Annotated in this window: 20 protein-coding genes; 15 read left to right on the forward strand and 5 right to left on the reverse strand. The window is 65.7% G+C overall.

What is annotated here, in order from left to right:
* Nucleotides 1-44 precede the first annotated feature (44 nt).
* Together ACQR10_RS26935 and ACQR10_RS26940 are read right to left on the reverse strand one after the other, a co-directional pair.
* A complete protein-coding gene (locus ACQR10_RS26935) occupies nucleotides 45-1238 on the reverse strand; it encodes a polysaccharide deacetylase family protein (protein ID WP_316218257.1) in 1194 nt (397 codons plus the stop codon).
* A 240-nt stretch (nucleotides 1239-1478) separates the two neighbouring features.
* Nucleotides 1479-2315: a polysaccharide deacetylase family protein gene (locus ACQR10_RS26940; protein ID WP_316218258.1), complete on the reverse strand. Its 837-nt coding sequence runs from the start codon at nucleotides 2313-2315 to the stop codon at nucleotides 1479-1481.
* A gap of 109 nt (nucleotides 2316-2424) precedes the next feature.
* Between ACQR10_RS26940 and mgtE the strand changes: the two genes are divergently transcribed.
* The 8 genes from mgtE (at nucleotide 2425) to ACQR10_RS26980 (ending at nucleotide 9112) form a co-directional block, all read left to right on the forward strand.
* Nucleotides 2425-3843 carry a magnesium transporter gene (mgtE, locus tag ACQR10_RS26945; protein WP_316181803.1) on the forward strand — a complete coding sequence of 473 codons (1419 nt, stop codon included), beginning with the start codon at nucleotides 2425-2427 and terminating at the stop codon, nucleotides 3841-3843.
* 81 nt (nucleotides 3844-3924) lie between these two features.
* Nucleotides 3925-4200 carry a helix-turn-helix domain-containing protein gene (locus tag ACQR10_RS26950; protein ID WP_316218259.1) on the forward strand — a complete coding sequence of 92 codons (276 nt, stop codon included), beginning with the start codon at nucleotides 3925-3927 and terminating at the stop codon, nucleotides 4198-4200.
* A gap of 76 nt (nucleotides 4201-4276) precedes the next feature.
* Nucleotides 4277-5095 carry an aldo/keto reductase gene (locus ACQR10_RS26955; RefSeq protein ID WP_316181804.1) on the forward strand — a complete coding sequence of 273 codons (819 nt, stop codon included), beginning with the start codon at nucleotides 4277-4279 and terminating at the stop codon, nucleotides 5093-5095.
* Nucleotides 5096-5242: 147 nt separating this feature from the next.
* Complete coding sequence (locus tag ACQR10_RS26960) at nucleotides 5243-6115, forward strand: hypothetical protein (protein WP_316218260.1); 873 nt, start codon at nucleotides 5243-5245, stop codon at nucleotides 6113-6115.
* Nucleotides 6116-6265: 150 nt separating this feature from the next.
* Nucleotides 6266-6925 (forward strand): glutathione S-transferase family protein, encoded by a 660-nt coding sequence (locus tag ACQR10_RS26965; protein WP_316181807.1) that lies wholly within the window; start codon nucleotides 6266-6268, stop codon nucleotides 6923-6925.
* Nucleotides 6926-7164: 239 nt separating this feature from the next.
* Nucleotides 7165-7356 (forward strand): hypothetical protein, encoded by a 192-nt coding sequence (locus ACQR10_RS26970; protein WP_315718364.1) that lies wholly within the window; start codon nucleotides 7165-7167, stop codon nucleotides 7354-7356.
* Nucleotides 7357-7655: 299 nt separating this feature from the next.
* Nucleotides 7656-8648: a hypothetical protein gene (locus ACQR10_RS26975; protein WP_316181809.1), complete on the forward strand. Its 993-nt coding sequence runs from the start codon at nucleotides 7656-7658 to the stop codon at nucleotides 8646-8648.
* A 23-nt stretch (nucleotides 8649-8671) separates the two neighbouring features.
* Nucleotides 8672-9112, forward strand: coding sequence for a DUF1489 family protein (locus ACQR10_RS26980; protein WP_315804143.1), 441 nt, complete (start codon nucleotides 8672-8674; stop codon nucleotides 9110-9112).
* A 172-nt stretch (nucleotides 9113-9284) separates the two neighbouring features.
* On the opposite strand, the gene panC is transcribed toward ACQR10_RS26980, so the two are convergent.
* Nucleotides 9285-10136, reverse strand: a complete 852-nt coding sequence (gene panC, locus ACQR10_RS26985) for a pantoate--beta-alanine ligase (RefSeq protein ID WP_315804142.1) — start codon at nucleotides 10134-10136, stop codon at nucleotides 9285-9287.
* Nucleotides 10137-10397: 261 nt separating this feature from the next.
* On the opposite strand from panC, the gene ACQR10_RS26990 reads away from it, so the two are divergent.
* The 4 genes from ACQR10_RS26990 (at nucleotide 10398) to ACQR10_RS27005 (ending at nucleotide 14347) form a co-directional block, all read left to right on the forward strand.
* The gene (locus ACQR10_RS26990) at nucleotides 10398-11321 is read left to right on the forward strand and encodes a division plane positioning ATPase MipZ (protein WP_315718368.1); all 924 of its coding nucleotides are present in this window, start codon (nucleotides 10398-10400) and stop codon (nucleotides 11319-11321) included.
* Between the two features lie 409 nt (nucleotides 11322-11730).
* Nucleotides 11731-12618, forward strand: a complete 888-nt coding sequence (locus tag ACQR10_RS26995) for an alpha/beta fold hydrolase (RefSeq protein ID WP_316237486.1) — start codon at nucleotides 11731-11733, stop codon at nucleotides 12616-12618.
* A 148-nt stretch (nucleotides 12619-12766) separates the two neighbouring features.
* Nucleotides 12767-13525 carry a VWA domain-containing protein gene (locus ACQR10_RS27000; RefSeq protein WP_316181817.1) on the forward strand — a complete coding sequence of 253 codons (759 nt, stop codon included), beginning with the start codon at nucleotides 12767-12769 and terminating at the stop codon, nucleotides 13523-13525.
* A 105-nt stretch (nucleotides 13526-13630) separates the two neighbouring features.
* On the forward strand, nucleotides 13631-14347 hold the full coding sequence (locus tag ACQR10_RS27005) for a DnaJ domain-containing protein (RefSeq protein ID WP_434912121.1): 717 nt from the start codon (nucleotides 13631-13633) through the stop codon (nucleotides 14345-14347).
* 231 nt (nucleotides 14348-14578) lie between these two features.
* Here ACQR10_RS27005 and ACQR10_RS27010 read toward each other — a convergent pair whose 3' ends face one another.
* The gene (locus ACQR10_RS27010) at nucleotides 14579-16318 is read right to left on the reverse strand and encodes a serine hydrolase (RefSeq protein ID WP_315804137.1); all 1740 of its coding nucleotides are present in this window, start codon (nucleotides 16316-16318) and stop codon (nucleotides 14579-14581) included.
* A gap of 429 nt (nucleotides 16319-16747) precedes the next feature.
* On the opposite strand from ACQR10_RS27010, the gene ACQR10_RS27015 reads away from it, so the two are divergent.
* Entirely contained in the window at nucleotides 16748-17089 is a 342-nt protein-coding gene (locus tag ACQR10_RS27015; protein WP_315718372.1) for a phasin family protein, read from the forward strand.
* A gap of 92 nt (nucleotides 17090-17181) precedes the next feature.
* On the opposite strand, the gene ACQR10_RS27020 is transcribed toward ACQR10_RS27015, so the two are convergent.
* Entirely contained in the window at nucleotides 17182-18957 is a 1776-nt protein-coding gene (locus ACQR10_RS27020; protein WP_434912122.1) for a pilus assembly protein TadG-related protein, read from the reverse strand.
* Nucleotides 18958-19445: 488 nt separating this feature from the next.
* Here ACQR10_RS27020 and clpS point away from each other — a divergent pair, with 488 nt between their 5' ends.
* Both clpS and clpA read left to right on the forward strand, forming a co-directional pair.
* Nucleotides 19446-19778: an ATP-dependent Clp protease adapter ClpS gene (gene clpS, locus ACQR10_RS27025; RefSeq protein WP_008960690.1), complete on the forward strand. Its 333-nt coding sequence runs from the start codon at nucleotides 19446-19448 to the stop codon at nucleotides 19776-19778.
* A 422-nt stretch (nucleotides 19779-20200) separates the two neighbouring features.
* Nucleotides 20201-22588 (forward strand): ATP-dependent Clp protease ATP-binding subunit ClpA, encoded by a 2388-nt coding sequence (clpA, locus tag ACQR10_RS27030; protein WP_315804135.1) that lies wholly within the window; start codon nucleotides 20201-20203, stop codon nucleotides 22586-22588.
* The last annotated feature ends 41 nt before the right edge of the window (nucleotides 22589-22629 follow it).

Below are 22629 nucleotides of genomic sequence, written 5' to 3' on the forward strand. Positions count from 1 at the left end.
GGGCGAATCGTCTTAGCGTCCTCACCTGCAACATCTGCGAATGTTCAGCGCCGCCTGAGGCTGGCGAGGCGCACCGGGCGCGGCGCCGGCTTGGCGGCCACAGCCTTCGGGGCCGGGCTTTCGAGCCGGGCCAGCTGGCGCCGCTGCGCCGACAGCGGCGCGACAGGCGGCCATGCGAACAGATCGGACGCCGGCGCTGCCAAGGCCGGCGCCGCAAGCCGCCGCGCGAGCGGCGGACGCGGCCATGCCGGCTTCTGCGCGACACGTCCGACGGCCGCCGGCACGTCGAGAATGCCGAAATCATCCAGCCTGGCGCGGGCCCCCGTATCGGCGCCAGCGAGATCGACGGGCGCGATCCTCGGCCAATGCGCCACCGGGGTCTCGTCCGACGGGCGGTGCACCAGCCAATCCTCGGGCTCGGTCGGCGTCGCCGGAAGGTCCGGCGTCGCCGCCACGACGTGGACGACGCGGTAGTTCTTGGCCTTGAGCTCGGCGAGGATCTTCGGCAGCGCCGTCACGGTGCGCGCATGGATGTCGTGCAGCAGCAGGATGCCCTTGCCGCGCGCCTCCAGCCGCTTCATCGCGAGCTCGTAGACCTTGGCGCCGGAGATGTTGCGCCAGTCGTCGGCGAGGAAGTCGGCGCTCCAGAGCTGCAGGCCGAGCGAGGCGGCGTAGCTCTCCACGGCGTCGCCGCGCAGCAGGCCGGGCACGCGGAAGAACGGCGACAGCGCCGACGGATCGGTCAGCGCCGCCGTCGTCCAGGCGATGCCCTGGTCGACCTCGGGCTTGACCTGGTCGAGCGTCATCTTGTTGAAGCTCAGCGGATGGTTCTGGCTGTGGGTGCCGATGGTGTGGCCGGCGGCCGCAAGCTTCCGCACGCCCTCGGGATCGGCCTTGGCCTGGCGGCCGATGGTGAAGAACGTCGCCTTGACGCATTGATCGGCGAGGATCTGCAGCACCTGATTGCTGTACTTGGGCAGCGGGCCGTCATCGAAGGTGATGACGACCTCGTGATCCTTGAGCGGCAGCGTCTCCTTGTACTGCATCGCGCCGATGCGCGGATGCTCGCGCGGATCGACCACCAGGACGCGTGACGTGCCGAGCGCGTTCGGATGCCCGGGACAATCGGCCACCGGTGCGGCCGACGATCCGACACTGGAGGCGAAGCACGCGACGGTGCCCAACAGCACTGCGAGCCATGTTGGCCGTCCGACGCAAGCCCACCGACGATCACGCATCACGCTGCTCACATTCCCTTCACCGTCCCGGCTCCTTCGGCCAGGGTCTTCCACGATCGATGATGTGTCGCAGCCGCGCGGAACGGGCAAGCGACCGCCAAGACATAGCAGGGATGTGCGGCTGTCGCGAGATGACATCGTTCCGGGTTCCGGTTTGCCCGCGGCTGTTGCCGGATTGCAAGCGGCAGAAATCGCCGCAATCACGGCAGTCGAGCGTAGACGGCGGTCCTGAACGGCGGATTAACCACCTTCGTGCGGCGGCGTCGGCGCGGCTGAAGGGCGCTCGCTATGCTCCTCGTGATGCAAATCCTGCGGCGGCTTCGGCACCACATGGACCACGCGATAGCCGTGTGTCTTCAGGTAGCGCAGGAACGCCGGCAGCATGGCCACCGTGCGCGGCTGCGGGTCGTGCAGCAGGATGATGCCTTTGCGCGCCTGGTTCAGCCGGCTGGTCAGCCGATGGAGAGTCTGCTGCGGCGACAGCGGGTTCCAGTCGCCGGCCCAGAAGTCGGCGCCGAACACGACGATGCCGCGTGACTGCAGCAGGTCGAGCGTCGCCGGTGTCGATTCGAAATAGGGGAAGCGGAAGAAGGGCGTCGACGGCGTGGTCGTCTCGACGCCGTTGAGCGCTTTCTCGTCGGCGGCGATGCCGCGATCGATCTCATCGACGGCCTGTTCCGGCGTGATGTGCGCGAGATGCGCATGCGTGAAGGTGTGATGACCGACCGTGTGGCCTTCGGCCGCGATCTTCCGCACCAGCGCCGCGCGGCCCGATGCGGGCTGGCCGACCAGGAAGAAGGTCGCGCGCACGCATTCCCTGGCGAGCGCGGCGAGCACCTTGTCGGTCATCGGCGGCGACGGGCCGTCGTCGAAGGTCAGCACCACCTCGCCGTCATGCAGCGGCAGCGTATCCGGGAAGCTCTTCAGGCCGACGCGCGGATGTGTCGCGGCGTCGACGGTGAGAATGCGCGACGTGCCGAGCGTACCTTCGCGCGGGCATGCGGCAGGCGCGGCTGCGGCGACGTCAGCCGCGAGCAGCGCCGCCACGACGCCGGCCGCGTTTACCCATCCCGTCATCGATCGCCAAGGCCGCATCTTTTCCCGTTGCGTTCGCTGTTGCCGATTATGTAATGCGTGAAGCACAAATCAGACCATTTGCTCTGAAATCAAGCGCGTGAGGCACGTCATGAACGAGACATCGGACGTTGCCCATGCTGATGCAACTCTACGCGATCGCGCGCCGATGCGCACCGAATCCGGCGAGATTAGCGCCGAATTCATCGCCGCCATCGCGGCGGCCATCGCCGCCGAGGACGAGGCGTTCCTGCGCGCCGAGGTCGCCGAGCTGCACGAGGCCGATCTCGGCGACCTGATCGCGGCGCTCGCGCCGGACGACCGTGTCCGGCTGGTCGAGCTGACCGGCACCGATTTCGACTTCTCCGCGCTGAACGAGGTCGACGACGCGGTCCGCGAGGAGATCCTCGAGGAACTCGAGCCCGAGACCGTCGCGGAGGGCGTGCGCGAGCTCGAATCCGACGACGCCGTCGAGCTCTTGGAAAGCCTCGACGAGGAGGACAAGGAGGAGATCCTCGAACGCCTGCCGCCGTCCGAGCGCGACGCGCTCGCGCGCAGCCTCGATTATCCCGAGGGCTCGGCCGGCCGCCGCATGCAGCGCGAGTTCATCGCGGTTCCGCTGGGCTGGACGGTCGGCGAAGCCATCGACTACATGCGCGAGACGCGGGATCTGCCCGAGCGGTTCTACGAGATCTATGCGGTCGACGACGCACGGCATTGGCAGGGCGCGGTGTCGCTCGATGCGCTGCTGCGCGCCCGCCGTCCGGTTCCGCTGGCCGATCTGATCGACGAGGACCGCCGTCGCGTCACCGTCACCGACGATCTCGCCGAGGTGGCGCGGCTGTTCGGCAAGTACAATCTGGTCGCAGCCCCCGTGGTCGATGCCGAGAACCGGCTGGCCGGCGTCATCACCATCGACGACGTGGTCGACGTCATCGAGGAGGAGGCCGACGAGGATTTCAAGGCGCTCGGCGGCGTGTCCGGCGACGAGGAGCTGTCCGACAGCGTCTGGACCATCGCCAAGGGCCGCTTCAACTGGCTGCTGATCAATCTTGCCACCGCGTTCCTGGCGTCCTCGGTGCTCGGCCTGTTCGAGGGCCAGTTGCAGCAGATGGTCGCGCTCGCCGTGCTGGCGCCGATCGTCGCCAGCCAGGGCGGCAACGCCGCGACCCAGACCATGACGGTCGCAGTGCGCGCGCTGGCGACGCGCGAACTCGGGCCGAACAATGCGATGCGGGTGGTGATGCGCGAGGGGCTGGTCGGGCTCGTCAATGGCCTGGCCTTCGCGCTCGTCACCGGCATCGCCGCCGTGGCGTGGTTCAAGATGCCCGGGCTCGGCATCGTGATCGGGCTTGCGATGATCTCGAATCTCGTCGCGGGTGCGCTGGGCGGCATCCTGATCCCGATGGTGCTCGAACGGGTCCGCGCCGACCCGGCGGTGGCCTCCGGAACCTTCGTCACGACGGTGACCGACGTGGTCGGCTTCTTCTCGTTTCTGGGCATCGCCACGCTCTGGTTCGGCCTGAAATAACCGCTGCGCCTGAACGACTTATATCGTTAATCCGGCCTTAACGCGGTTCGGCGAGACTGTCGCTCGACACGGAGTCGGACGATGCAACGCTTGCGGCTGAAGGCAGATGGACGGATCGTGGAGCTGCGCGACGGCGAGGAGATTCCGCTGGCGCCCGCGTCTCCGCTCGAAGTGCGCGATCTCAGGCGGCGGGTGCATCTGACCCAGCAGGAATTCGCCGCCAAGCTCGGTGTGCCCGTCGAGACCATCCGCAATTGGGAGCAGGGCAAGCGCATGCCGCGCGGCCCGGCGCGCGCGCTGCTCACCGTCATCGCGCATGCGCCCGAGACGGTGTTTGCCGCCTTAGCCAAGACTTAAGCCAACCACGGGTCGTGCGTTGGCAACGCCCGGCGTGTGCCTACATAATGTTGCACGCGCTCTGGAGTGCACGGCCATGCTGATGATCGAGGCCAACGGTGCCAGGATTCCCGCTTTGGGTCTCGGAACCTGGGAGCTGCGCGGGCGCGCCTGCAGCCGCATCGTCGAGCAGGCGCTCACCCTCGGCTACCGGCACATCGACACCGCGCAAGTCTATGAGAACGAGCAAGAGGTCGGCGAGGGCCTGCGTGCGTCCCGCGTCCGGCGCAACGAGGTGTTCCTGACCACCAAGGTGTGGACCACGCATTTCGCGCCGCACGATCTCGAGCGCTCGGCCAAGGAGAGCCTGGTCCGGCTGCGCGTCTCCGAGGTCGACCTGTTGCTGCTGCACTGGCCCAATCCGCACGTGCCGCTGACCGAGACGCTCGGCGCGCTGGCGCATGCCAAGACGCTCGGGCTCGCACGCCATATCGGCGTGTCCAATTTCACAGTCGGTCTGCTCGACGAGGCGGTGGCGGCGTCGCCGGAGCCGCTGGTGTGCAACCAGGTCGAGTATCATCCCTATCTCGATCAGACCAAGGTCCGCGAGGCCTGCGCGCGCCATGGCGTCGCGCTCGTCGCCTACAGCCCGATCGCCAAGGGCAAGATCAAGAACGATCCGACCTTGACGCGGATCGGCCGCGCCCATGGCAAGAGCCCGGCGCAGATCTGCCTGCGCTGGCTGGTGCAGCAGAGCGTCGTGGCGATCCCGCGCACCTCCAAGATCGAACGGCTGTCCGAGAACCTCGACGTGTTCGATTTCGAGCTGTCCGAGCAGGACATGGCCGACATCTTCGCGATGGGCAGTCCCGAGGGGCGGATGACCAACTTCGCCTTTGCGCCGAAATGGGATTGAGGGCGGCGCCCGCGCATTTATGCTAAAGCCTGACATGACAGGGCGCGGCCGGCGGGCCGCACGACGGCGGCTGCCGCATTCCCTGCCGATGATCGGAGCGATGGCGCGACGCGCACCTTCGCTCATGCGCGGGCGTAGTGAAGCAGCATGGAACGTTGGCAGTTCATCCGTTGGGGCATCGCCGCGTCCGTGCTCGCGCATCTCCTGATCGCCGGTGGGGTCATGGTCTCGACCACGGTCCGGCCTTATGAGCTGCCCAAGAGCGACGAGATCGAGGTCAACATCGTCGACGCCGACGAGCCGCAGAAGACGCCCGAGCCTGTCGCCACGCCATCGCCATCCCCGACGCCGGAGCTGGTGCTGCCGCAGCCGGACCCGAACGCCTCGCCGGCGGCCGCCGCACCGCCACCGCCCAGTCCGCCGCAGGACGCCAAGGAGACCCCCAATCCGCCGATGCCGGCCGCGCCGGCGGCGAAACAGCCGGCGCCGGCAGCATCGCCCAAAGCGGTGAAGACGGCCGCAAAGGCGGAGAGCAGATCCGCCGTCAAGCCGGCGCCGCCACCCGTGCCGGCACCCGCGCCGACCTATGTGCCTCCCGAACCGGATCTCACGGTGAAGTATGGGGTCATGCTCGGTCTGCCCGAGCCATTGTCTCCGTTACCGCGTCCCGGCGGCCCGGAGGACGGCAAGGACGCCGGGCCGACCGCGACGACGAACCTCGCCGCCAATCTGGAAGCGGCTCTGCGGCAGAAGGTCAGGAGCTGCGCGCGGCTGCCGGCCTCGCTGTCGCTGTCGGACAACGTGCTCATCAGGCTGCGCTTCGGCATGACACCCGATGGACGGCTGGCGACAGAGCCGGAGGTGATAGAGGTCGTCGCGGCCTCCAAGGCGATCCAGCTCAAGGAGAGCGCGGTCCAGGCGTTGAATGCCTGCCAGCCCTACGCGATGTTGCCTCCCGATCGCTACGACGAGTGGAAGGTGATCGAGATGTCGTTCACGCCGCAAGATTTCGCCCGCTGATCTGCGGCCGGCGACGCATGAAGGCGGGCGCGTGGTCGGGCGCTTGTGTGTCGACGCAACGGCCGATCATCCTGTATGCGTCGCCGATAGCATGAGCGTCGACGGCGCGGCTGCGCGGGCCGTCCACGCCCAACACGGAGACGGTGCGACATGACGCTGAAGCTGGTGATCGGCAACAAGAACTATTCCTCATGGTCGATGCGGCCCTGGCTGGCGCTGCGCGGATGCGACATCGCCTTCGATGAGATCGTGATCCCGCTCTACACCGACGATCCCGCCGACAAGGCGCGCATCCTCAAGCATTCCCCGGCCGGCAAGGTGCCGATCCTGATCGATGGCGCGATCAGCGTGTGGGATTCGCTCGCGATCATCGAATATCTCGCCGAGCGCTTCCCGCAGGCGGGGCTGTGGCCCGCCGATGCCGCTGCCCGCGCCCATGCGCGATCGGTCTGCGCCGAGATGCACTCCGGCTTTCCGGCCTTGCGCAACGAATGCCCGATGAATCTCCACCGGCCGGTGCGGCCGGTGGAACTGTCAGCCGATGCCAAGGCCAACATCGCGCGGATCGAGGACATCTGGCGCGACTGCCGTGCCCGCTACGGCCATGGCGGGCCGTTCCTGTTCGGCCGCTTCGGTGCCGCCGACGCCATGTTCGCCCCGGTGGTCACGCGCTTCCACAGCTTCGCCATTCCGGTCGCCGCTGAGACCCGCGCCTACATGGACATGATGATGGCGATGCCGGCTTTCGCGGCCTGGGTGAAGGACGGCCTCGCGGAGGACTGGGTCATCGAGCGGGTCGAGAACGTCTGAACGGTCTCGTCTGTTCGCGATTTGGTCCGTGGTGGACGAGCGCGCCCCGAGCCGCTCGTCCAGGAATACCGTTTGCGGACCCATCCCGTTGAAGAATCTCGCAATCTCCGCGTTTGCCACGTCGTGAGGTCGCTGGTCAGGGCGGGCGGCGGCGTGATATAAGCGCGATATTTATAAAGACACGCCGGCTCGGGCAGCGGGACCAGGGGCTCTTGCCGGCATGCGAGCAGGAGAGGGCGTTGAAACACAAGTTCCCCATTGGGGCGACCGTCTATTTCACCGCGAGCAACGTCTCGCGTCCGGCGGCCACAGGCACCTACGAGATCATCCGCCAGCTTCCGACGGAAGACGACGACTGCCAGTATCGGATCAAAAGCTCGACGGAAGCCTTTGAGCGGGTTGCCAGAGAGAGCCAATTGGCCTTGTCTTGAGAACCACGTGCCGCGTCGGCGGACGCGGCCGCCGGAGACGTAGCCGAAGCGAGAGGGGGAGTTGCCACGCGTTCGGGAGCCGTGGCGCGAGACGATGACGATTGCTGCGCGATCCCTTTTGGGGATAGCGGGTAGCTCCACACCATCCGGCGCCCGCAGGCGCATGGAATCGTCTTATTGTCTTGGTGGGGCCGCAATCGATCGGGTGATCATTTGAATTTGATGATCGTTTCACGGCCGTCCCATGTAGGGACGCCATCGGGGCCGCTTTCGCTGGCCCACGTCAGGAACAAGCGCGCATGAACTCGACCTGGCCTTCCTCGTTGGATCAGCTCTTGAACTCACCGGCGTTCCCGATGTGGCTCACCGTTGCCGCGGCGGGTTTCTTTGCGCTGGTCGTCCTGACGACGCTGCTCAGGGCCGAGAAATCGGTCGCCAACGGCGCGCTGACGGTGATCACGCTGCTGGCGGTCGGGATTGCGGTGGCGTCGATGATGCGGAGCCAGGATGCGACCCCGCGTGGCGCCAATGGCGATCCTGCGGTGACCGCCTCCGTGGGCCTCTCGCCGCCCGCGCTGGCCTGCGTGGATGATCTCGCCGGCGACCTGGTGCTCGCGAATTGCGAAAAGAGCCTGTTCGGATCGGCCGAGATGACGGCCGCTGCCGTCAGCTATGCGGCGGGCATGCTGAGCCGGCTGTCCCAGGTGGGCGACGTCGCCAGCGCCAACAAGGTGATGACCGCGGAGCTGCTGGCGCTGCGCCGCGCCGTCGAGCGCGATCGTTATGGTCTGATGGCCTATGTGCTGCTGACACGCGACCGCTGCACGCCGAGCGATTGCGTGATGTTCCGTGCCGTGGGCGATCGCCAGCAACTGATGAACAACATGGAAGGGCGGACCTATGAGGGTCTGGTGACGCGCTACGCCTCGCAGTGGAATGCGGCGCCGGGCCAGCCCGTCGCTGGAACCTTTGCGGGATTGGCGCCTCCAGGGGTGGCGCCGTCGGCGCCGAGCGGCAAGCCGACGACCGCGGAATTTCCCAGCTCGGCGAACACCCCGCCGGTCAGCATCATGAATCCCGAGCCGACGGCCTCGACGCGCTCGGCCGCCCCGGCAGCCGCGGCGCCGAAACCGCCGACGCAGCTTACGCCGTCGCCCGCAGCCCCACCGAGCGTTGCTGCCAGCCACGCCCAGGCGCCGGCGGCCAAGAGGGCCGCGCCGAAGCCGAAGCCGGCCGCTGCGGCGCCTCAAGCGGCGCCTGAGCCCGCCGAGCCGGCCGCCAACAACGAATAGATCCCGCTGGTTGAACCGCCATCATGCCTCTGCACCTGATCAAGCTCGCCGTCGGCTGCGAGTCCGTGAAAGAGCTGAAGGAGTGGATCGCCGAGCGCATGCTCGCGGCCAAGAAGAAGGGCCTGCCGCAGCAGCACGTCCATGTCACGCGGATGACGCCGAAACGGGTCGAGGACATCCTCGCCGGCGGCTCGCTGTACTGGGTGATTCGCGGTGAGGTCGCCGCGCGCGAGAAGATCGTCGGCATCGAGCCGTTCCGCGACGGCGACGGCATCGGGCGGTGCCGCATCATCATGCAGCCGAAGGTGATCGCGGTGTCGCCGCGGCCGATGCGTCCGTTCCAGGGGTGGCGCTATCTGACCGCCGAGGATGCGCCGGCCGATCTCGGCAAGGCCAGTGCGGCGGGCGTCGAAGCCATGCCCGAGCCGCTGCGCCGCGAGCTGCGCGATCTCGGGTTGCTGTAGCACCTCGACGTGCCGGTGGTGTTGCGCGTGAGCATCTCACGCGCGGCGGAAGTTCAGCCTCGCTCGCAAGGGCAGGGCGTACGTTCGAGGCGGCGTCGGCTGCCGTTGCCTCTGCCTTGCGGGCGAGGGAGCCGCTCACGGTGTCTTGGCGGACCGCCGGTCTCCCGGCGCCTCACGCCGCGATATTGTCGATCAGTCGCGTGGTTCCGATCTTCGCTGCGACCAGGATGCGCTTGGGTCCCGACTCGTTCGGGGCGATGGGCGCCAGCGTCTCGGCGTGGCGGACCTCGAGATAGTCCAAGGCGAAGCCGGCTTCGGTGATTGCGGCGGCGCCATCATCAACCGCCGCCTGCATGTCGTCGCCGGCGCGCAGCCGGGCTGCCAGCTCCTTCAGGACACGGTGCAGCGTCGGCGCCACCCGCCGCTCGTCTGCCGAGAGGTAGACATTGCGCGACGACATCGCGAGTCCGTCGCGTTCGCGCACCGTACGCGATCCGACGACGCGGACGCCGAGATCGAGGTCGCGCGCCATCTGGGCGACGACGCGGAGCTGCTGATAGTCCTTCTCGCCGAAGATCGCGACGTCCGGCCGGCATTGCGTGAACAGCTTGGCGACCACGGTCGCCACCCCGCCGAAGAAATGCGGACGGAAGCGGTCCTCCAGCCCGGCCAATGCCGCGCCTTCCGGCACGATCCGCGTCGCGAAGCCGTCCGGATACATCGCCTTCGCGTCGGGATGCCAGATCAGATCGACGCGCTCGGCCGCAAGTTTCGCAACATCCTCCTTCCAGGTCCGGGGGTAGGACCCGAAATCCTCCGTCGGCGCGAACTGAGTCGGGTTGACGAAGATCGAGACGACCACCTTGTCGGCGCGGCGCTTCGCCTGCCGGACCAGCGAGATGTGCCCTTCATGCAGCGCGCCCATGGTCGGCACGAGCGCGATGCTGGCTTTTCTCGCGCGCAAGCTGTCGAGCTCGCGGCGGAGGGCGGAAACGGTGCGGGCGACGCGCGGGCTTCGTGACATTTTTGCTCGATCTCACAGCGAAAAATTGCGGTTGCTCTGTTCGGCCTTGACGCTCGGGCGACCGCCCTTAACAAGGACGCGGCACGCCGCTCAGCATACTTGAATACGCCTGTTAGCACGTCTCCGCGTCCGATGCGGAGTTGGTAAACGCGCGCGTCAAGTAGTAGCGGAGGATGCTCCCCCGTGGGATTCACGATGACGATGCATTTCACTTGACCGCAGACGACCGTGACTCGAAGATGATCGTAAGAGGTCGACAACATGCTGGTGCAGACTAGCCAAGGACAATCGGGCTCGGCCCACGTGGTTGTGCTTGGAAACGAGAAGGGCGGGTCGGGCAAGTCGACCACCGCCCTGCATATTGCCGTGGCACTCCTGAAGGCTGGCCAGCGTGTCGCCACGATCGATCTCGATTGCCGCCAGCAGAGCTTCACCCACTACATCAACAACCGGAGCGCCTGGGCGCGCCGCACCGGCCTGCGCCTCGAGCTGCCGACGCACTACTGCATCCAGCTCGGCAGGACGTTGCAGATCGACGAGAACGAGAACACCGAGTTCCAGCAGTTCATGGAGGCCGTGAGCGCCGTCGAACGCTCGTTCGATTTCATCGTCATCGATACGCCCGGCAACGACAGCTACCTGATGCGCCTGGCGCATTCGATGGCGGATACGCTGGTCACGCCGATCAACGACAGCTTCCTCGACTTCGACGTGCTGGGAACGGTCGATCCCGCGACCTATGCCGTGACCGGCGAGAGCCACTATGCGGAGATGGTGCGTGACGTCCGGCGCAAGCGCCGCCAGGTGGACGGTGCGATGACCGACTGGATCGTGGTCCGCAACCGGCTGTCGATGCTCGGCTCCCGCAACAAGCAACTGGTCGCCGACGGCCTCAAGGACCTGTCGCTGCGGCTCGGCTTTCGCGCCATCGACGGCTTTGCCGAACGCGTCGTCTATCGCGAGTTCTTCCCGCGCGGACTGACCGCGCTCGACGACATCGACGAGGCGACCCTGGGCACCCGCCCCAATCTCGGCCACGTCACGGCCCGGGAGGAGGTCACCAGCCTGTTGCGCCAGCTCAAGCTGCCGCTGGACGAGCGCGGCCGCCGCCGCGCCGCAAACCGCGCCGAATGGTTCGCCCAGGTCGACAAGCCGCTCGACCTGCACGACATCATCAGCGCCTGAATACCGTCCGCATTCAGGCGAGACCTCGCCTGAGACATTGTGCGCGTTGAACGTGCCCGCGGCCTGGTTAAACAATCTCCTGACAGCGGTGGCGAGTAACGGCGCGTTCAGCCTGTTTGGGCCGGACGGAAGAAGATTTGTCTCAGGTCAAGGCCGTAGCCGCCAATTTCGCTAGATTACCGTCAAATTCATGACTGATTTGAACCTGACGTTCAGGGCTCAAGTCACAAGAGAGGGCGGTGGAACCCGCTCTGCTGCACAGCAACTAGGTGCGGCGCACAACGAACGGGCGACGGATTCACAACATTTGGTCTTCCTGTCACAGCGCCGTTACATATATTAAACAGAACGGGTCGCGAGAGTCTTACAGGTTCAAAACTACCTTTGATTGTGCTCCCGAGGGACGAACATGAAGCGTGGAATAACCGTTCTTGTGTCTGTCAGCGTGCTGGCGGCCGTCGGGTACTTCACCGCGAGCAAGTGGGCGATCCGGCACGAGACCATCAGGTTCTATGACGCCTCGCGCGACAACCGTCTGGTCGAAGTCGCCGTGGCCGTCCGCCGCGACAAGGAGATGCAGGCCGAAGCCGGCATGATCAAGCTGCCGGTCGCGATCCTCAATCACGGCAACACCGTCAAGTTCACCGAGTACTCGTTCCTGGCCAACGTATTTGCTGCGCGCGGCTACATGGCGGTCAGCATCCAGCACGACCTGCCGACCGATGCGCCGATGGTGACGAAGATCGGCGAGCCCTATGTCGGCCGGCTGCCGCAGATCCAGCGCGGTGTCGCCAACATCCGATTCGCCGTCGAGCAGATGCACCAAGTGCAACCGAATGCCGACTATGATCATCTGACGATTGTTGGTCATTCGATGGGCGGCGACATCTCAATGTATTTCGCCAAGCAGTATCCTGAAGACGTCCGCAAGGTCGTCACGCTCGACAACCTCCGCGTCCCGTTCGTTACCGACGGCAAGTTCAAGATCCTGTCGTTCCGCTCGAAGGACCCGCAATTCAAGACCGATCCCGGCGTGATCCCGAGCGACGACATCTGCGAGAAGGAAGGCATCACCGTCGTCAAGACGGACTTCCAGCACAACGACATGCGCGACACCGGACCTGACGATGCCAAGTCGTCGATCCAGGCCATGCTGGACAAGTTCCTCGCCGATAGCGACAGCACCAGCGACATCGGGCCGGTCAAGACCAATACCCCGTTGCTCGATCCGGGTCCCGTCGCGCCTTATGCGCCGGTCGGCAAGACCGCGACGCCGGCCAAGCCGCTGACGCATTGAGGGGGCAGGGGCGGGGCGCACGCCGGTCTCGCCTGATCCTTGCGGCCCTTGCGACGGGAACGAACGGCGTATCCGGCAGATGTCACTGCCGTCATTGAAGCTGTCCATCCGCCTGCCCACATGATGCGCGTCCGAGCAAGGTGCGTGCATGGTCGATCATCGTTCGAAGCCCGGTTCTGCCCCGATCACCTCGCCCGACGATGGCTCGCGTCAGCAGCGCTTGCCGGACAATGAGCATTCCACGGCAGACGCGATTGCGGCATTCGTCGCGCAGGCCAAGGCCATGGCTCCCGCGGCTCTGGGGACCAGAGGCCGCCTCGTCTTCGCGCTCGATGCGACCCTGAGCCGCCAGCCGACCTGGGACATGGCCTGCGCCCTGCAGGCCGACATGTTTCGCGAGGCCGCAGCCCTCGGCAGCCTCGATATCCGGCTGGTGTACTACAGGGGCTTCAACGAATGTCGCGCCACGGGCTGGATCTCCGACAGCGCTGAGCTCGCCCGGCTGATGGGCAAGATCGATTGCCGCGGCGGCAAGACCCAGATCGGCAAGGTTCTTGCCGAGGCGCGGCGCCATGCGACAGCGTCCGGAATCCGCGCCGTCGTGTTCGTTGGCGACGCGATGGAGGAGAATGTCGACGAGCTCTGTGCGAAGGCCGGCGAGCTCGGGCTGTTGAAGGTCCCGCTGTTCATGTTCCAGGAGGGCCATGAGCCCGCGGCCGAGCAGGCGTTTCGCGAGATGGCGCGGCTCTCGGGAGGAGCGTGGTGCAGGTTCGATCCGGGCGCCTCCGCGCAGTTGCGCGAGCTCCTGCGCGCCGCCGCGGCCTACGCTGCGGGCGGTCGCGCGGCGCTGCTCCGGCTCGCCGGCTCCGAAGCGGGCGCGGCACGCCTGATCGGGCAGATGAAGTAGAGATCGATTTCGGCCGCCGCCAACATCAAGCGCACCGGCTCGAGCCTGCCGGTCGGGGACGCAGTCGATCATGCTTTTTGTGCCGACACGCTCTATATTCGGCCCATGACACTGATCGCTGGCGCCGTCGCCGTCATCACCCTTTATCTGTTGCTGCAGATGTTCCGGAACGCCAATCCGGCGGCGCTGGCGCGCGCGATCAAGGTTGCCGGCGGCATCGGCTGCCTTGCGGCGGCAGCTTTCACCGGCCTTCGCGGCGAGCTGGTGGTGGCGATCCCGATCGGGTTGTTCGGGGCGGGGCTGCTCGGCTGGTCACCCGGCGGGCTCGGCAATCTCGGCAGCATGTTCGGGCTGGGTGGGCAGCGCTCGTCCGGTCAGAGCTCGCGGGTGCGCTCGCAATTCATCGAGATGGTGCTCGATCACGACAGTGGCCAGATGCTGGGCCGCTTCGTCGCCGGCATCCATGCCGGCCGGTCGCTCGACGAGTTCGATCTGCCGCAGCTCGCGGCGATGGCACCGAGCCTCGATGCCGACAGCGTCGCTCTACTTGAAACTTATCTGGACCGCCGGTTTCCCACTTGGCGTCAGCACGCGCAAGGCGATGCGGCAGGGCGGCAGCGCCGCGCGGCGTCGAGCTCCAAAATGACGGAAGAGGAGGCCTATCAGATCCTTGGCCTGCAGCCGGGCGCGGGGCGAGACGAGATCGGGCGTGCCCACCGTGCGCTCATGAAGAAACTGCATCCCGACCAAGGGGGGTCGACGTATCTCGCCGCCCGGGTGAACGAGGCCAAGGATACTCTGCTTCGTACGCATCACGGCTAACTCCGGTAACGCCACCAACGCCACAGATCGAAACTGCTTCCATCACAGCCATGTCGACATCAGCGGCTCCCGGCTCTGTCAGGCGCGATCGTGCGACATGGTGAAAAAGTTCTAGCGGCAATTCCTTGACGAGTGGTTTGCGCGAGCGCGTTCGCGGCGGTGTCGCACGCGCGCAAAGAAAAAGGCCCGCGCGTGTGTCGCGCGGGCCTCATATGTCGTGATGTCGGTGCGTTAGTTGTGCACGGTCATGCAGGAGATGTCGGCGCGCTTCAGCTTCTTGCAGACGGCCTCGGCCTGATCACGATCGAGGCCGGCGAAGCGGGCGCGGATGAGGGTCTTGTCGCCCTTCGCGACCGTCTCGGTGAAGGGATCGGCCTTGCTGAGGAGACCTTGTGCCGAGCTGCGGGCCGCCTCGATCCGCTTCTGGGCCTCAGCCTCGTTGTCCAGCGCTCCGACCTGAATGATCCAGCCGCTCCGCGTGACGGACGACTTGCTCGGGAGCTCCGGCGCAGCGCTCGCGGAGGCGATCTGCGTCGGCTGGGCCGGAGGCGCGGCATAGGCCATGGCCTGCGACGAGCCTGCCGGCAGGCTGGAGGCGGGCAGCACGCCGAGAATGCCGTTGCCGGTGCCATGGCCCGGCGGCTGCGGCGGCATCTCGGGGCGGGCGGCTTCGGCGCGCACCATCGGCGGCGCCGGCTCGATCGCTTCGATGCGCTGTGCAATCGGGGCAGGCGGTGGCGCCACCGGCTGCGGGGCCGCCGTGGCGAGCTTGACCGCGCCGGCCTTGACCTGAACGGTCCTGACCTTGACGGGCTTCATCGGCTCGGTCGAACCGGGAACGATCGACATCGGCTGGGTCTGGATCACACCCGATGTCATCGGCGCGGGCTCGACCTTCGCTTCCTTCGGCGCCGCCGGCGGCAGGGCCGCGGTGGCTTCCGACAGGGTCGAGATCAGCTTGGCGGCGCGGCTCGGGGCCGGGGCCTCTGGCGCCGCCGAGGCGAGCTGGACCGTGCCCCGGTCGTCGCCGGCATCGGAGCCGCCGCGCTCGCCGATCGCCGCGACGGTGCGCTTGGTCGCGCCCTTCTCGAGGTTCTCGGCGAGCAAATTGCGCATGATCGCGTCGCGCGAACCGCCGCTGCGGCCGCCCAACACGACGCCGATCAGATGGCGGTTGCCGCGGCGCAGCGAGGTCACGAGATTGAATCCGGACGCGCGCGTGTACCCGGTCTTGATACCGTCGACGCCCTCGACGCTGCCGAGCAGGTGATTGTGGTTGCGGATCGACTGGCCGCGATAATTGAAGACCTCGGTCGAAAAGTAGCGATAGTAACGCGGGAAGCGGTCCTGGATGGCGCGGCCGAGAATCGACTGGTCGCGTGCCGTCGTGATCTGCTCGTCGGCGGGCAGGCCCGAGGCGTTGACATAAGTGGTGCGGCTCATGCCGAGCGAGCGCGCCTTGCGCGTCATCATCTTGGCGAAATCATCCTCGTCGCCGCCGATCGCCTCGGCAATGACCACCGCAGCGTCGTTGGCCGAGCGCGTCACCAGGCCCTTGATCGCGTCCTCGACGCGGATGGTCTGGCCGGGGCGCAGGCCGAGCTTGGTCGGCGACTGCTCGGAGGCGTGCTCGGACACCGGCATCTCGGTGTCGAGCTTCATCTTGCCCGACTCCAGGCGCTCGAACAGCAGATAGAGAGTCATGATCTTGGTAAGCGACGCGGGATGCCGCAATGCGTCCGGGTTGGTCGCGGTCAGGGTCGCGCCCGAATTGCCGTCGACGATGATCGAGGCGAAGGCCGGGCTGTAGCTGCCTTCGTCGGTATGGGGCGAGTGACGCGCGTGGTGGTGCCGATGACGCCGGCGCGCTTCTGCGCTGTCGACCGTGACCACTGCTGCCGTCGCGAGGGTGATCAGTCCGTAGACGCCAACTCGCAACAGGCGCGAGGAAGCCATTTTTTTGCGAAGCATGAAATCCCCGTCCAATTTCTGACGTGATCACCGGCTCGTAAGGCGAAATTGTGCCGAACGCCCCTTTGACCGTGCCTGTCGGACCTCCCGATCGTGCCGTGACGCTGCCTAGCATCGAAGGGCCCGAACTGAGGTTTTGTTAAGACGCTGTTTTAGAACAGCTTTACGGTTCGGCCGACGCTGGCCGGGACCACCGGAGAGGTTAGGACGGTCGAGTTGCCAAAGGATTAAAGAAACCTTGCGGCGATGGCCGGTATTTCTGCCGAACTGACCCGGGTTGGAGCGCCTGACGGTGGATCGGGGAGCAATGCCCATGATGGTGCATTGCACAAGATTCTTGATTGATTTTGTGCGCTGCACTATATTGTGATCGCGTCAGGGAGCCGGGGCTTCCCTGAGGGCGCTCAAAGTCAGGGAAAGGAATGCCACATGTTTAAGGTTGAAGACTTTCAGAACTACGGCAAAGAGCAGTTCGAGACCGTCGTGAACTCCGCGACGACCGTGCAGAACGGCCTCCAAGCCATCGCAACCGCCTATGGCGACTACACCAAGAAGTCGTTCGAGGACACCAAGTCGTTCGTCGAGAAGCTCCAGGGCGTGAAGTCGCTCGACAAGGTGCTCGAGGTGCAGACCGAGTTCGCCAAGTCGGCCTACGAGACCTTCGTCGCCGATTCGCAGAAGATCGCCGGGCTGTATTCGGATCTCGCCAAGCAGGCGTTCAAGCCGCTGGAAGGCATCGCCGCCAAGTTCACCCCTCCGGCCGCGCACTGACCGTTCGCGCCCGCAGGGAGCACAAAGCCCGGCTTGCGCCGGGCTTTTTTGTTGGCTGAAGGCAGAGCGCTGTCGGGGGCCCGGCGCTTCTGCTATTTGGCGACCCGCAGCTTCGACAATGCGGTGCCGATCGAGTTGAACGTGGTCACGATCTGGCTCGAACTCGTCAGCATGTAGAATTTGTCGGGACTGCTGGCGCAGTTCTGCAGCACGGTCGAGGTCGGGTCGGCGGGCGAGCTCGTGTTCACCTGGATCGTGTAGATCGTGTACATCGCGTTGCCCTTCGAATCCTTGGTGTTCTTCAGGTTCGAGCAGAGCAGGGCCTGGCGCGCGTCGATCGGGTTGCCCGAGGCTTGCGACGAGCCGTTGCCGTATTCGGGCCAGCGGTCCTCGGTGTTCAGGCCGTCCGACAGCAGGATGATGACGCGATTATAGGTGGTGTTGACGTCCTCCGCCGGCGCGCCCAGCACGCCGTTCGGAATCAGCGACTGCACGGCCCAGGCAAGTCCGATCGCCTGGTTGGTGCCGCCGGTCGGCTGCATGGCGTTGACGGCGCTCTTGAGCGAGCTCCAGCTGTAGCTGAGCGGCACGATCTCCGCGAGTTTCGTCGAGGCCGTGCTGCTGCAGTACTGGATGTTGTTCTCCATGTGCTGGTTGGCCGGGAACAGCGTCGTCACGTCGGAGGTCGCCGGCGACACGGCATTCGCGTCGTTCGGCTGGGTGCGGTCGGCGACGCATCCGGTCCAGGTGCTCTTGGTGTTGGCGACCCAGGTGTGGGTGAAGGTGTTGACCTTGCACACCGTGCTGGATCCGCTTCCCGTGCAGCTGCACGTGTTGTTCGGAAGATTGCTGCCGCTGGTCGGGCAGCTGCAATAGCTGCCGGTGCACCAGTTCACCCGCGTGCTGGTCTGAACGCTGTTCCAGCAGCCATTGTAGTAGCTGTGCGAGGCTGAATCATAGCCCGGGCAGACGTAGCCGGTGTAGCTCCCGCTCGACGGAATCCTCGAGGCGCTCGAACTCCCGGTCGCCGGGTCGCTGGTGCAGGAGAAGTAGGGAAAGCCGTTGCCGGACTTGAACGGACAGGAGGATCCCGGTCCCACCATGTCCCATTGCGATTGCGTGTAGCTGCCGTTCGGGATTGCGGCCTGATAGGAACCATTGGCAGGCTGGATCGTGGGCGGATTCTGCCAGTCGGTCCAGTCGATCCAGTCCTTGGCGTAATTGCTGGCGCCGACGTTGACGACCTTGGCGAATGGAACGACCGAGATGTAGACGTCGCCCGGGGTCTTGGCCAGCGCGCTGAGCTGGTCGATCAGCCCGCCGCTGCCGGCCACGGCGTTCTGCAGCGCGGACATCTTGCCGCTGGACGCCATCGAGCCGGTATTGTCGAGCGCGAGCGCCACTCGCATCTTCACGTCGCCCCAGGTCGATGTCGTTTTGACGCCGAAGTCCATGGTCGGAAAGCCGGCAATCCTCATGAACTGGGTGACGATCTGGCCGGAGGCCGACAATTGGATGTTGGAGGCCGACGTTGTGGTCGAGGCGGTATAGCTGGCCGTCACGGTGACGTTCTGCGCGTCCGTGCTGGTGTAGAGCGCCTTGAAATAGGCGCTTGCCTTGGTTCCGATGTCGGTTGCGCTGATGGTGCCCTGCGCCAAGTCGCGCGACAGCATCAGCGAGGTGGCGTCGAGCGCAGCCTGCATCGACGACCGCGCGGCGTTCAGCCGGCTGTAGTCGACGCCTGCGCCGACGAAGGCCAGGATGGGGACGAGCGCGATGGCGAACAGCATGGAGATGTTGCCGCCGCGGTCGCAGGCGAACCGTCGGACAGCGCGGCGGCAGAAACGAATGAAGGAGACATCGGTCATGTCGCTCACCAATTATGGTTTTCTGCAGGTGTTTTCGGTTCGGCTTCGTCAAGGACGGGTAAATCGAAACCGCGAAACACCGGGCCAATGCCCGCAGCCTGGCGCCGCGCCCGCAACCGAGCTGGTTCCCTGTCAATGCCCGCTGAATGGGCTTTGTAAAATGCGACCGGTTTGATTAACCTTGCGCCTCATCGCCGGGGCAGGGAATCGGTCCTGCCGGAGCGCCGGCCCGTCCTGGGCCTGCGCTTGCGGCAAACCGGTCGCTGACCCATATTCCTGGTGTCGGTCCGACCGGACCGGTCGGCTGGGACAGGCGATCTGGAAAGCAGGACCGGGTGGCGGAAAGCGGCCCGGCAGGGGACAGGTCGGGGCAACCCTTATTGAGAGCACCCCTCCGAGGGAAACTCTTTATTGGGAGCCTCGCAGCCATATCTAACGCGTGCAAGATGTCGCAGCCAACTTCCAGATTGAACCGATCCGCGCCCAGGATGAGCAATAACGACAACAAGTCCGGTGGCACCGGTGGCCCGGTCACGTCCGTGATCACCAAGGTCAAGCCGAAGACCAAGCGCCCCAACCTCTACCGCGTCCTGATCCTGAACGACGATTACACGCCGATGGAATTCGTCGTTCACGTCCTGGAGAAGTTCTTCAACAAGGACGTCGAGGCCGCGACCAAGATCATGCTCCACGTGCACCATCACGGCATCGGGGAGTGCGGCGTCTTCACCTACGAGATCGCCGAGACCAAGGTGACGCAGGTGATGGACTTCGCCCGCAAGCACCAGCATCCGTTGCAGTGTGTGATGGAGAAGAAATAGCCGGCTCCCTCCGCGAAGAGAGCCGCCGACGCGCGCGTCTGCGAGCCAGGGGCCGGGGGCTCCGGCTGCTCGGGGGTGCTGCCCGACTGATCGCCGCGAATCGGCGTCGGACGAAGGATCCTCGAAGGCCGCAGATTGCTGCAGACGAGGTCAGCGCGATCCGGCAGGTTTCACGTTTCGCCCGAAGAATTACGGCCGCTCCGGTCCTTATCTCTTCCCGCTCGGCGGCCTGCGCCGTTCGGTTGGCGCAAGCCCGATTTGCCGCAATGGGAACGGGTTTTGCATTGACGATCCGGTGAACCCGTAATCGAGCGGCTCGGCCGGTCTTTTGTCGCACTCGGTTATAACTATATTTGACGAAGGTTGTTGTTGCCTGACCGGGCGGCGGCGATCATGATGGCAAGGGGCCACAGAGGACGCGCATGCCGACTTTTTCTCAAAGCCTTGAACAATCCCTGCATCGTGCGCTGGCGATCGCCAACGAGCGTCATCATCAATACGCGACACTGGAACATCTCCTTCTGTCCTTGATCGATGACAGCGATGCCGCGGCCGTGATGCGCGCATGCAGCGTCGACCTCGACAAGCTGCGCGGCAGTCTCGTGAACTACCTCGAAACCGAGTTCGAAAATCTGGTCACCGACGGCAGCGACGACGCCAAGCCGACCGCAGGTTTCCAGCGTGTGATCCAGCGCGCCGTGATTCACGTTCAGTCGTCGGGCCGCGAAGAGGTCACCGGCGCCAACGTGCTGATCGCGATCTTCGCCGAGCGTGAGAGCCACGCCGCGTACTTCCTGCAGGAGCAGGACATGACGCGCTACGATGCCGTGAACTACATCAGCCACGGCATCGCCAAGCGTCCTGGTGTCTCCGAAGCGCGCCCGGTTCGTGGCGTCGACGAGGAGACCGAAGCCAAGGGCAACGAGGACTCCAAGAAAAAGGGCGAGGCGCTGGAAACCTATTGCGTCAATCTCAACAAGAAGGCGCGTGACGGCAAGATCGATCCGGTGATCGGCCGCAACTCCGAGATCAACCGCGCCATCCAGGTGCTGTGCCGGCGCCAGAAGAACAACCCGCTGTTCGTCGGCGAAGCCGGCGTCGGCAAGACGGCGATCGCCGAGGGCCTCGCCAAGCGCATCGTCGACAGCGAAGTTCCCGAGGTGCTGTCGGCCGCGACCGTGTTCTCGCTCGACATGGGCACCTTGCTCGCGGGCACGCGCTATCGCGGCGACTTCGAGGAGCGCCTGAAGCAGGTGCTGAAGGAGCTCGAGGCGCATCCGAACGCGATCCTGTTCATCGACGAGATCCACACCGTGATCGGTGCCGGTGCGACGTCGGGCGGCGCGATGGATGCGTCCAACCTGCTCAAGCCGGCGCTGGCCTCGGGCTCGATCCGCTGCATGGGCTCGACGACCTACAAGGAATATCGCCAGCATTTCGAGAAGGACCGCGCGCTGGTGCGCCGGTTCCAGAAGATCGACGTCAACGAGCCGTCGGTCGAGGATGCGATCGCGATCCTGAAGGGGCTGAAGCCGTACTTCGAGGACTATCACCGGCTGAAATACACCAACGAGGCCATCGAGGCCGCGGTGCAGCTGTCGTCGCGCTACATCCATGACCGCAAGCTGCCGGACAAGGCGATCGACGTGATCGACGAATCCGGCGCGGCGCAGATGCTGCTGGCCGAGAACAAGCGCAAGAAGACGATCGGCATCAAGGAGATCGAGACCACGATCGCCACGATGGCGCGGATCCCGCCGAAGAGCGTGTCGAAGGACGATGCCGAGGTGCTCAAGCATCTCGAGCAGACCCTCAAGCGCGTGGTGTTCGGCCAGGACAAGGCGATCGACTCGCTGTCGGCCTCGATCAAGCTGGCGCGGGCCGGCCTGCGCGAGCCGGAGAAGCCGATCGGCTGTTACCTGTTCTCGGGTCCGACCGGCGTCGGCAAGACCGAGGTCGCCAAGCAGCTCGCGTCGACCCTCGGCGTCGAGCTGCTGCGCTTCGACATGTCGGAGTACATGGAGCGGCACACGGTGTCGCGCCTGATCGGCGCGCCTCCCGGCTATGTCGGCTTCGACCAGGGCGGCCTCCTGACCGATGGCGTCGACCAGCATCCGCATTGCGTGGTGCTGCTAGACGAGATCGAGAAGGCGCATCCGGATCTCTACAATGTGCTGCTGCAGATCATGGATCACGGCCGGCTCACCGACCACAACGGCAAGCAGGTCAACTTCCGCAACGTGATCCTGATCATGACCACGAATGCAGGCGCGGCCGACATGGCCAAGCAGGCGTTCGGCTTCCATCGCTCGAAGCGGGAAGGTGACGATCACGAGGCGATCAACCGGCAGTTCGCGCCGGAATTCCGCAACCGGCTCGACTCCATCGTCTCGTTCGCGCACCTCAACGTCGAGGTGATCGGAATGGTCGTCGAGAAGTTCGTGCTGCAGCTCGAGGCCCAGCTCGCCGATCGCGACGTCACGATCGAGCTGTCGGAGCCGGCGAAGAGCTGGCTGATCCAGCACGGCTATGACGAGCAGATGGGCGCGCGCCCGATGGGCCGCGTGATCCAGGAGCACATCAAGAAGCCGCTGGCTGATGAGGTGCTGTTCGGCAAGCTGAAGGGCGGCGGCCACGTCCGCGTCGTGCTCGTCAAGGACGAGTCCGGCGTCGAGGAGAAGATCGGCTTCGAGTTCGTCGAGGGCCCGGTCACGCCGAAGTCCGAAGTTCCGGCGGCGCGCAAGCGCAAGCCGAAATCCGGCGGCGGCTCGAAGGGGCCGGCTCCGAAGGGACCGCTGGTCAAGGCGTAAGCCTGACGCGACGAGATGAGTACGAAAGGCCGGCCGTCGCG

Origin of the sequence: Bradyrhizobium sp. HKCCYLRH2060, from assembly GCF_051168135.1 — a bacterium.
Lineage (GTDB): Bacteria > Pseudomonadota > Alphaproteobacteria > Rhizobiales > Xanthobacteraceae > Bradyrhizobium.

Bases quoted from the DNA above. Each gene is read 5' to 3' on its own strand.
- ACQR10_RS26935 (WP_316218257.1), bottom strand. From the start codon at position 1,238: ATGCGTGATCGTCGGTGGGCTTGCGTCGGACGGCCAACATGGCTCGCA.
- ACQR10_RS26940 (WP_316218258.1), bottom strand. From the start codon at position 2,315: ATGACGGGATGGGTAAACGCGGCCGGCGTCGTGGCGGCGCTGCTCGCG.
- mgtE (WP_316181803.1), top strand. From the start codon at position 2,425: ATGAACGAGACATCGGACGTTGCCCATGCTGATGCAACTCTACGCGAT.
- ACQR10_RS26950 (WP_316218259.1), top strand. From the start codon at position 3,925: ATGCAACGCTTGCGGCTGAAGGCAGATGGACGGATCGTGGAGCTGCGC.
- ACQR10_RS26955 (WP_316181804.1), top strand. From the start codon at position 4,277: ATGCTGATGATCGAGGCCAACGGTGCCAGGATTCCCGCTTTGGGTCTC.
- ACQR10_RS26960 (WP_316218260.1), top strand. From the start codon at position 5,243: ATGGAACGTTGGCAGTTCATCCGTTGGGGCATCGCCGCGTCCGTGCTC.
- ACQR10_RS26965 (WP_316181807.1), top strand. From the start codon at position 6,266: ATGACGCTGAAGCTGGTGATCGGCAACAAGAACTATTCCTCATGGTCG.
- ACQR10_RS26975 (WP_316181809.1), top strand. From the start codon at position 7,656: ATGAACTCGACCTGGCCTTCCTCGTTGGATCAGCTCTTGAACTCACCG.
- ACQR10_RS26980 (WP_315804143.1), top strand. From the start codon at position 8,672: ATGCCTCTGCACCTGATCAAGCTCGCCGTCGGCTGCGAGTCCGTGAAA.
- panC (WP_315804142.1), bottom strand. From the start codon at position 10,136: ATGTCACGAAGCCCGCGCGTCGCCCGCACCGTTTCCGCCCTCCGCCGC.
- ACQR10_RS26990 (WP_315718368.1), top strand. From the start codon at position 10,398: ATGCTGGTGCAGACTAGCCAAGGACAATCGGGCTCGGCCCACGTGGTT.
- ACQR10_RS26995 (WP_316237486.1), top strand. From the start codon at position 11,731: ATGAAGCGTGGAATAACCGTTCTTGTGTCTGTCAGCGTGCTGGCGGCC.
- ACQR10_RS27000 (WP_316181817.1), top strand. From the start codon at position 12,767: ATGGTCGATCATCGTTCGAAGCCCGGTTCTGCCCCGATCACCTCGCCC.
- ACQR10_RS27005 (WP_434912121.1), top strand. From the start codon at position 13,631: ATGACACTGATCGCTGGCGCCGTCGCCGTCATCACCCTTTATCTGTTG.
- ACQR10_RS27010 (WP_315804137.1), bottom strand. From the start codon at position 16,318: ATGCTTCGCAAAAAAATGGCTTCCTCGCGCCTGTTGCGAGTTGGCGTC.
- ACQR10_RS27015 (WP_315718372.1), top strand. From the start codon at position 16,748: ATGTTTAAGGTTGAAGACTTTCAGAACTACGGCAAAGAGCAGTTCGAG.
- ACQR10_RS27020 (WP_434912122.1), bottom strand. From the start codon at position 18,957: ATGACCGATGTCTCCTTCATTCGTTTCTGCCGCCGCGCTGTCCGACGG.
- clpS (WP_008960690.1), top strand. From the start codon at position 19,446: ATGAGCAATAACGACAACAAGTCCGGTGGCACCGGTGGCCCGGTCACG.
- clpA (WP_315804135.1), top strand. From the start codon at position 20,201: ATGCCGACTTTTTCTCAAAGCCTTGAACAATCCCTGCATCGTGCGCTG.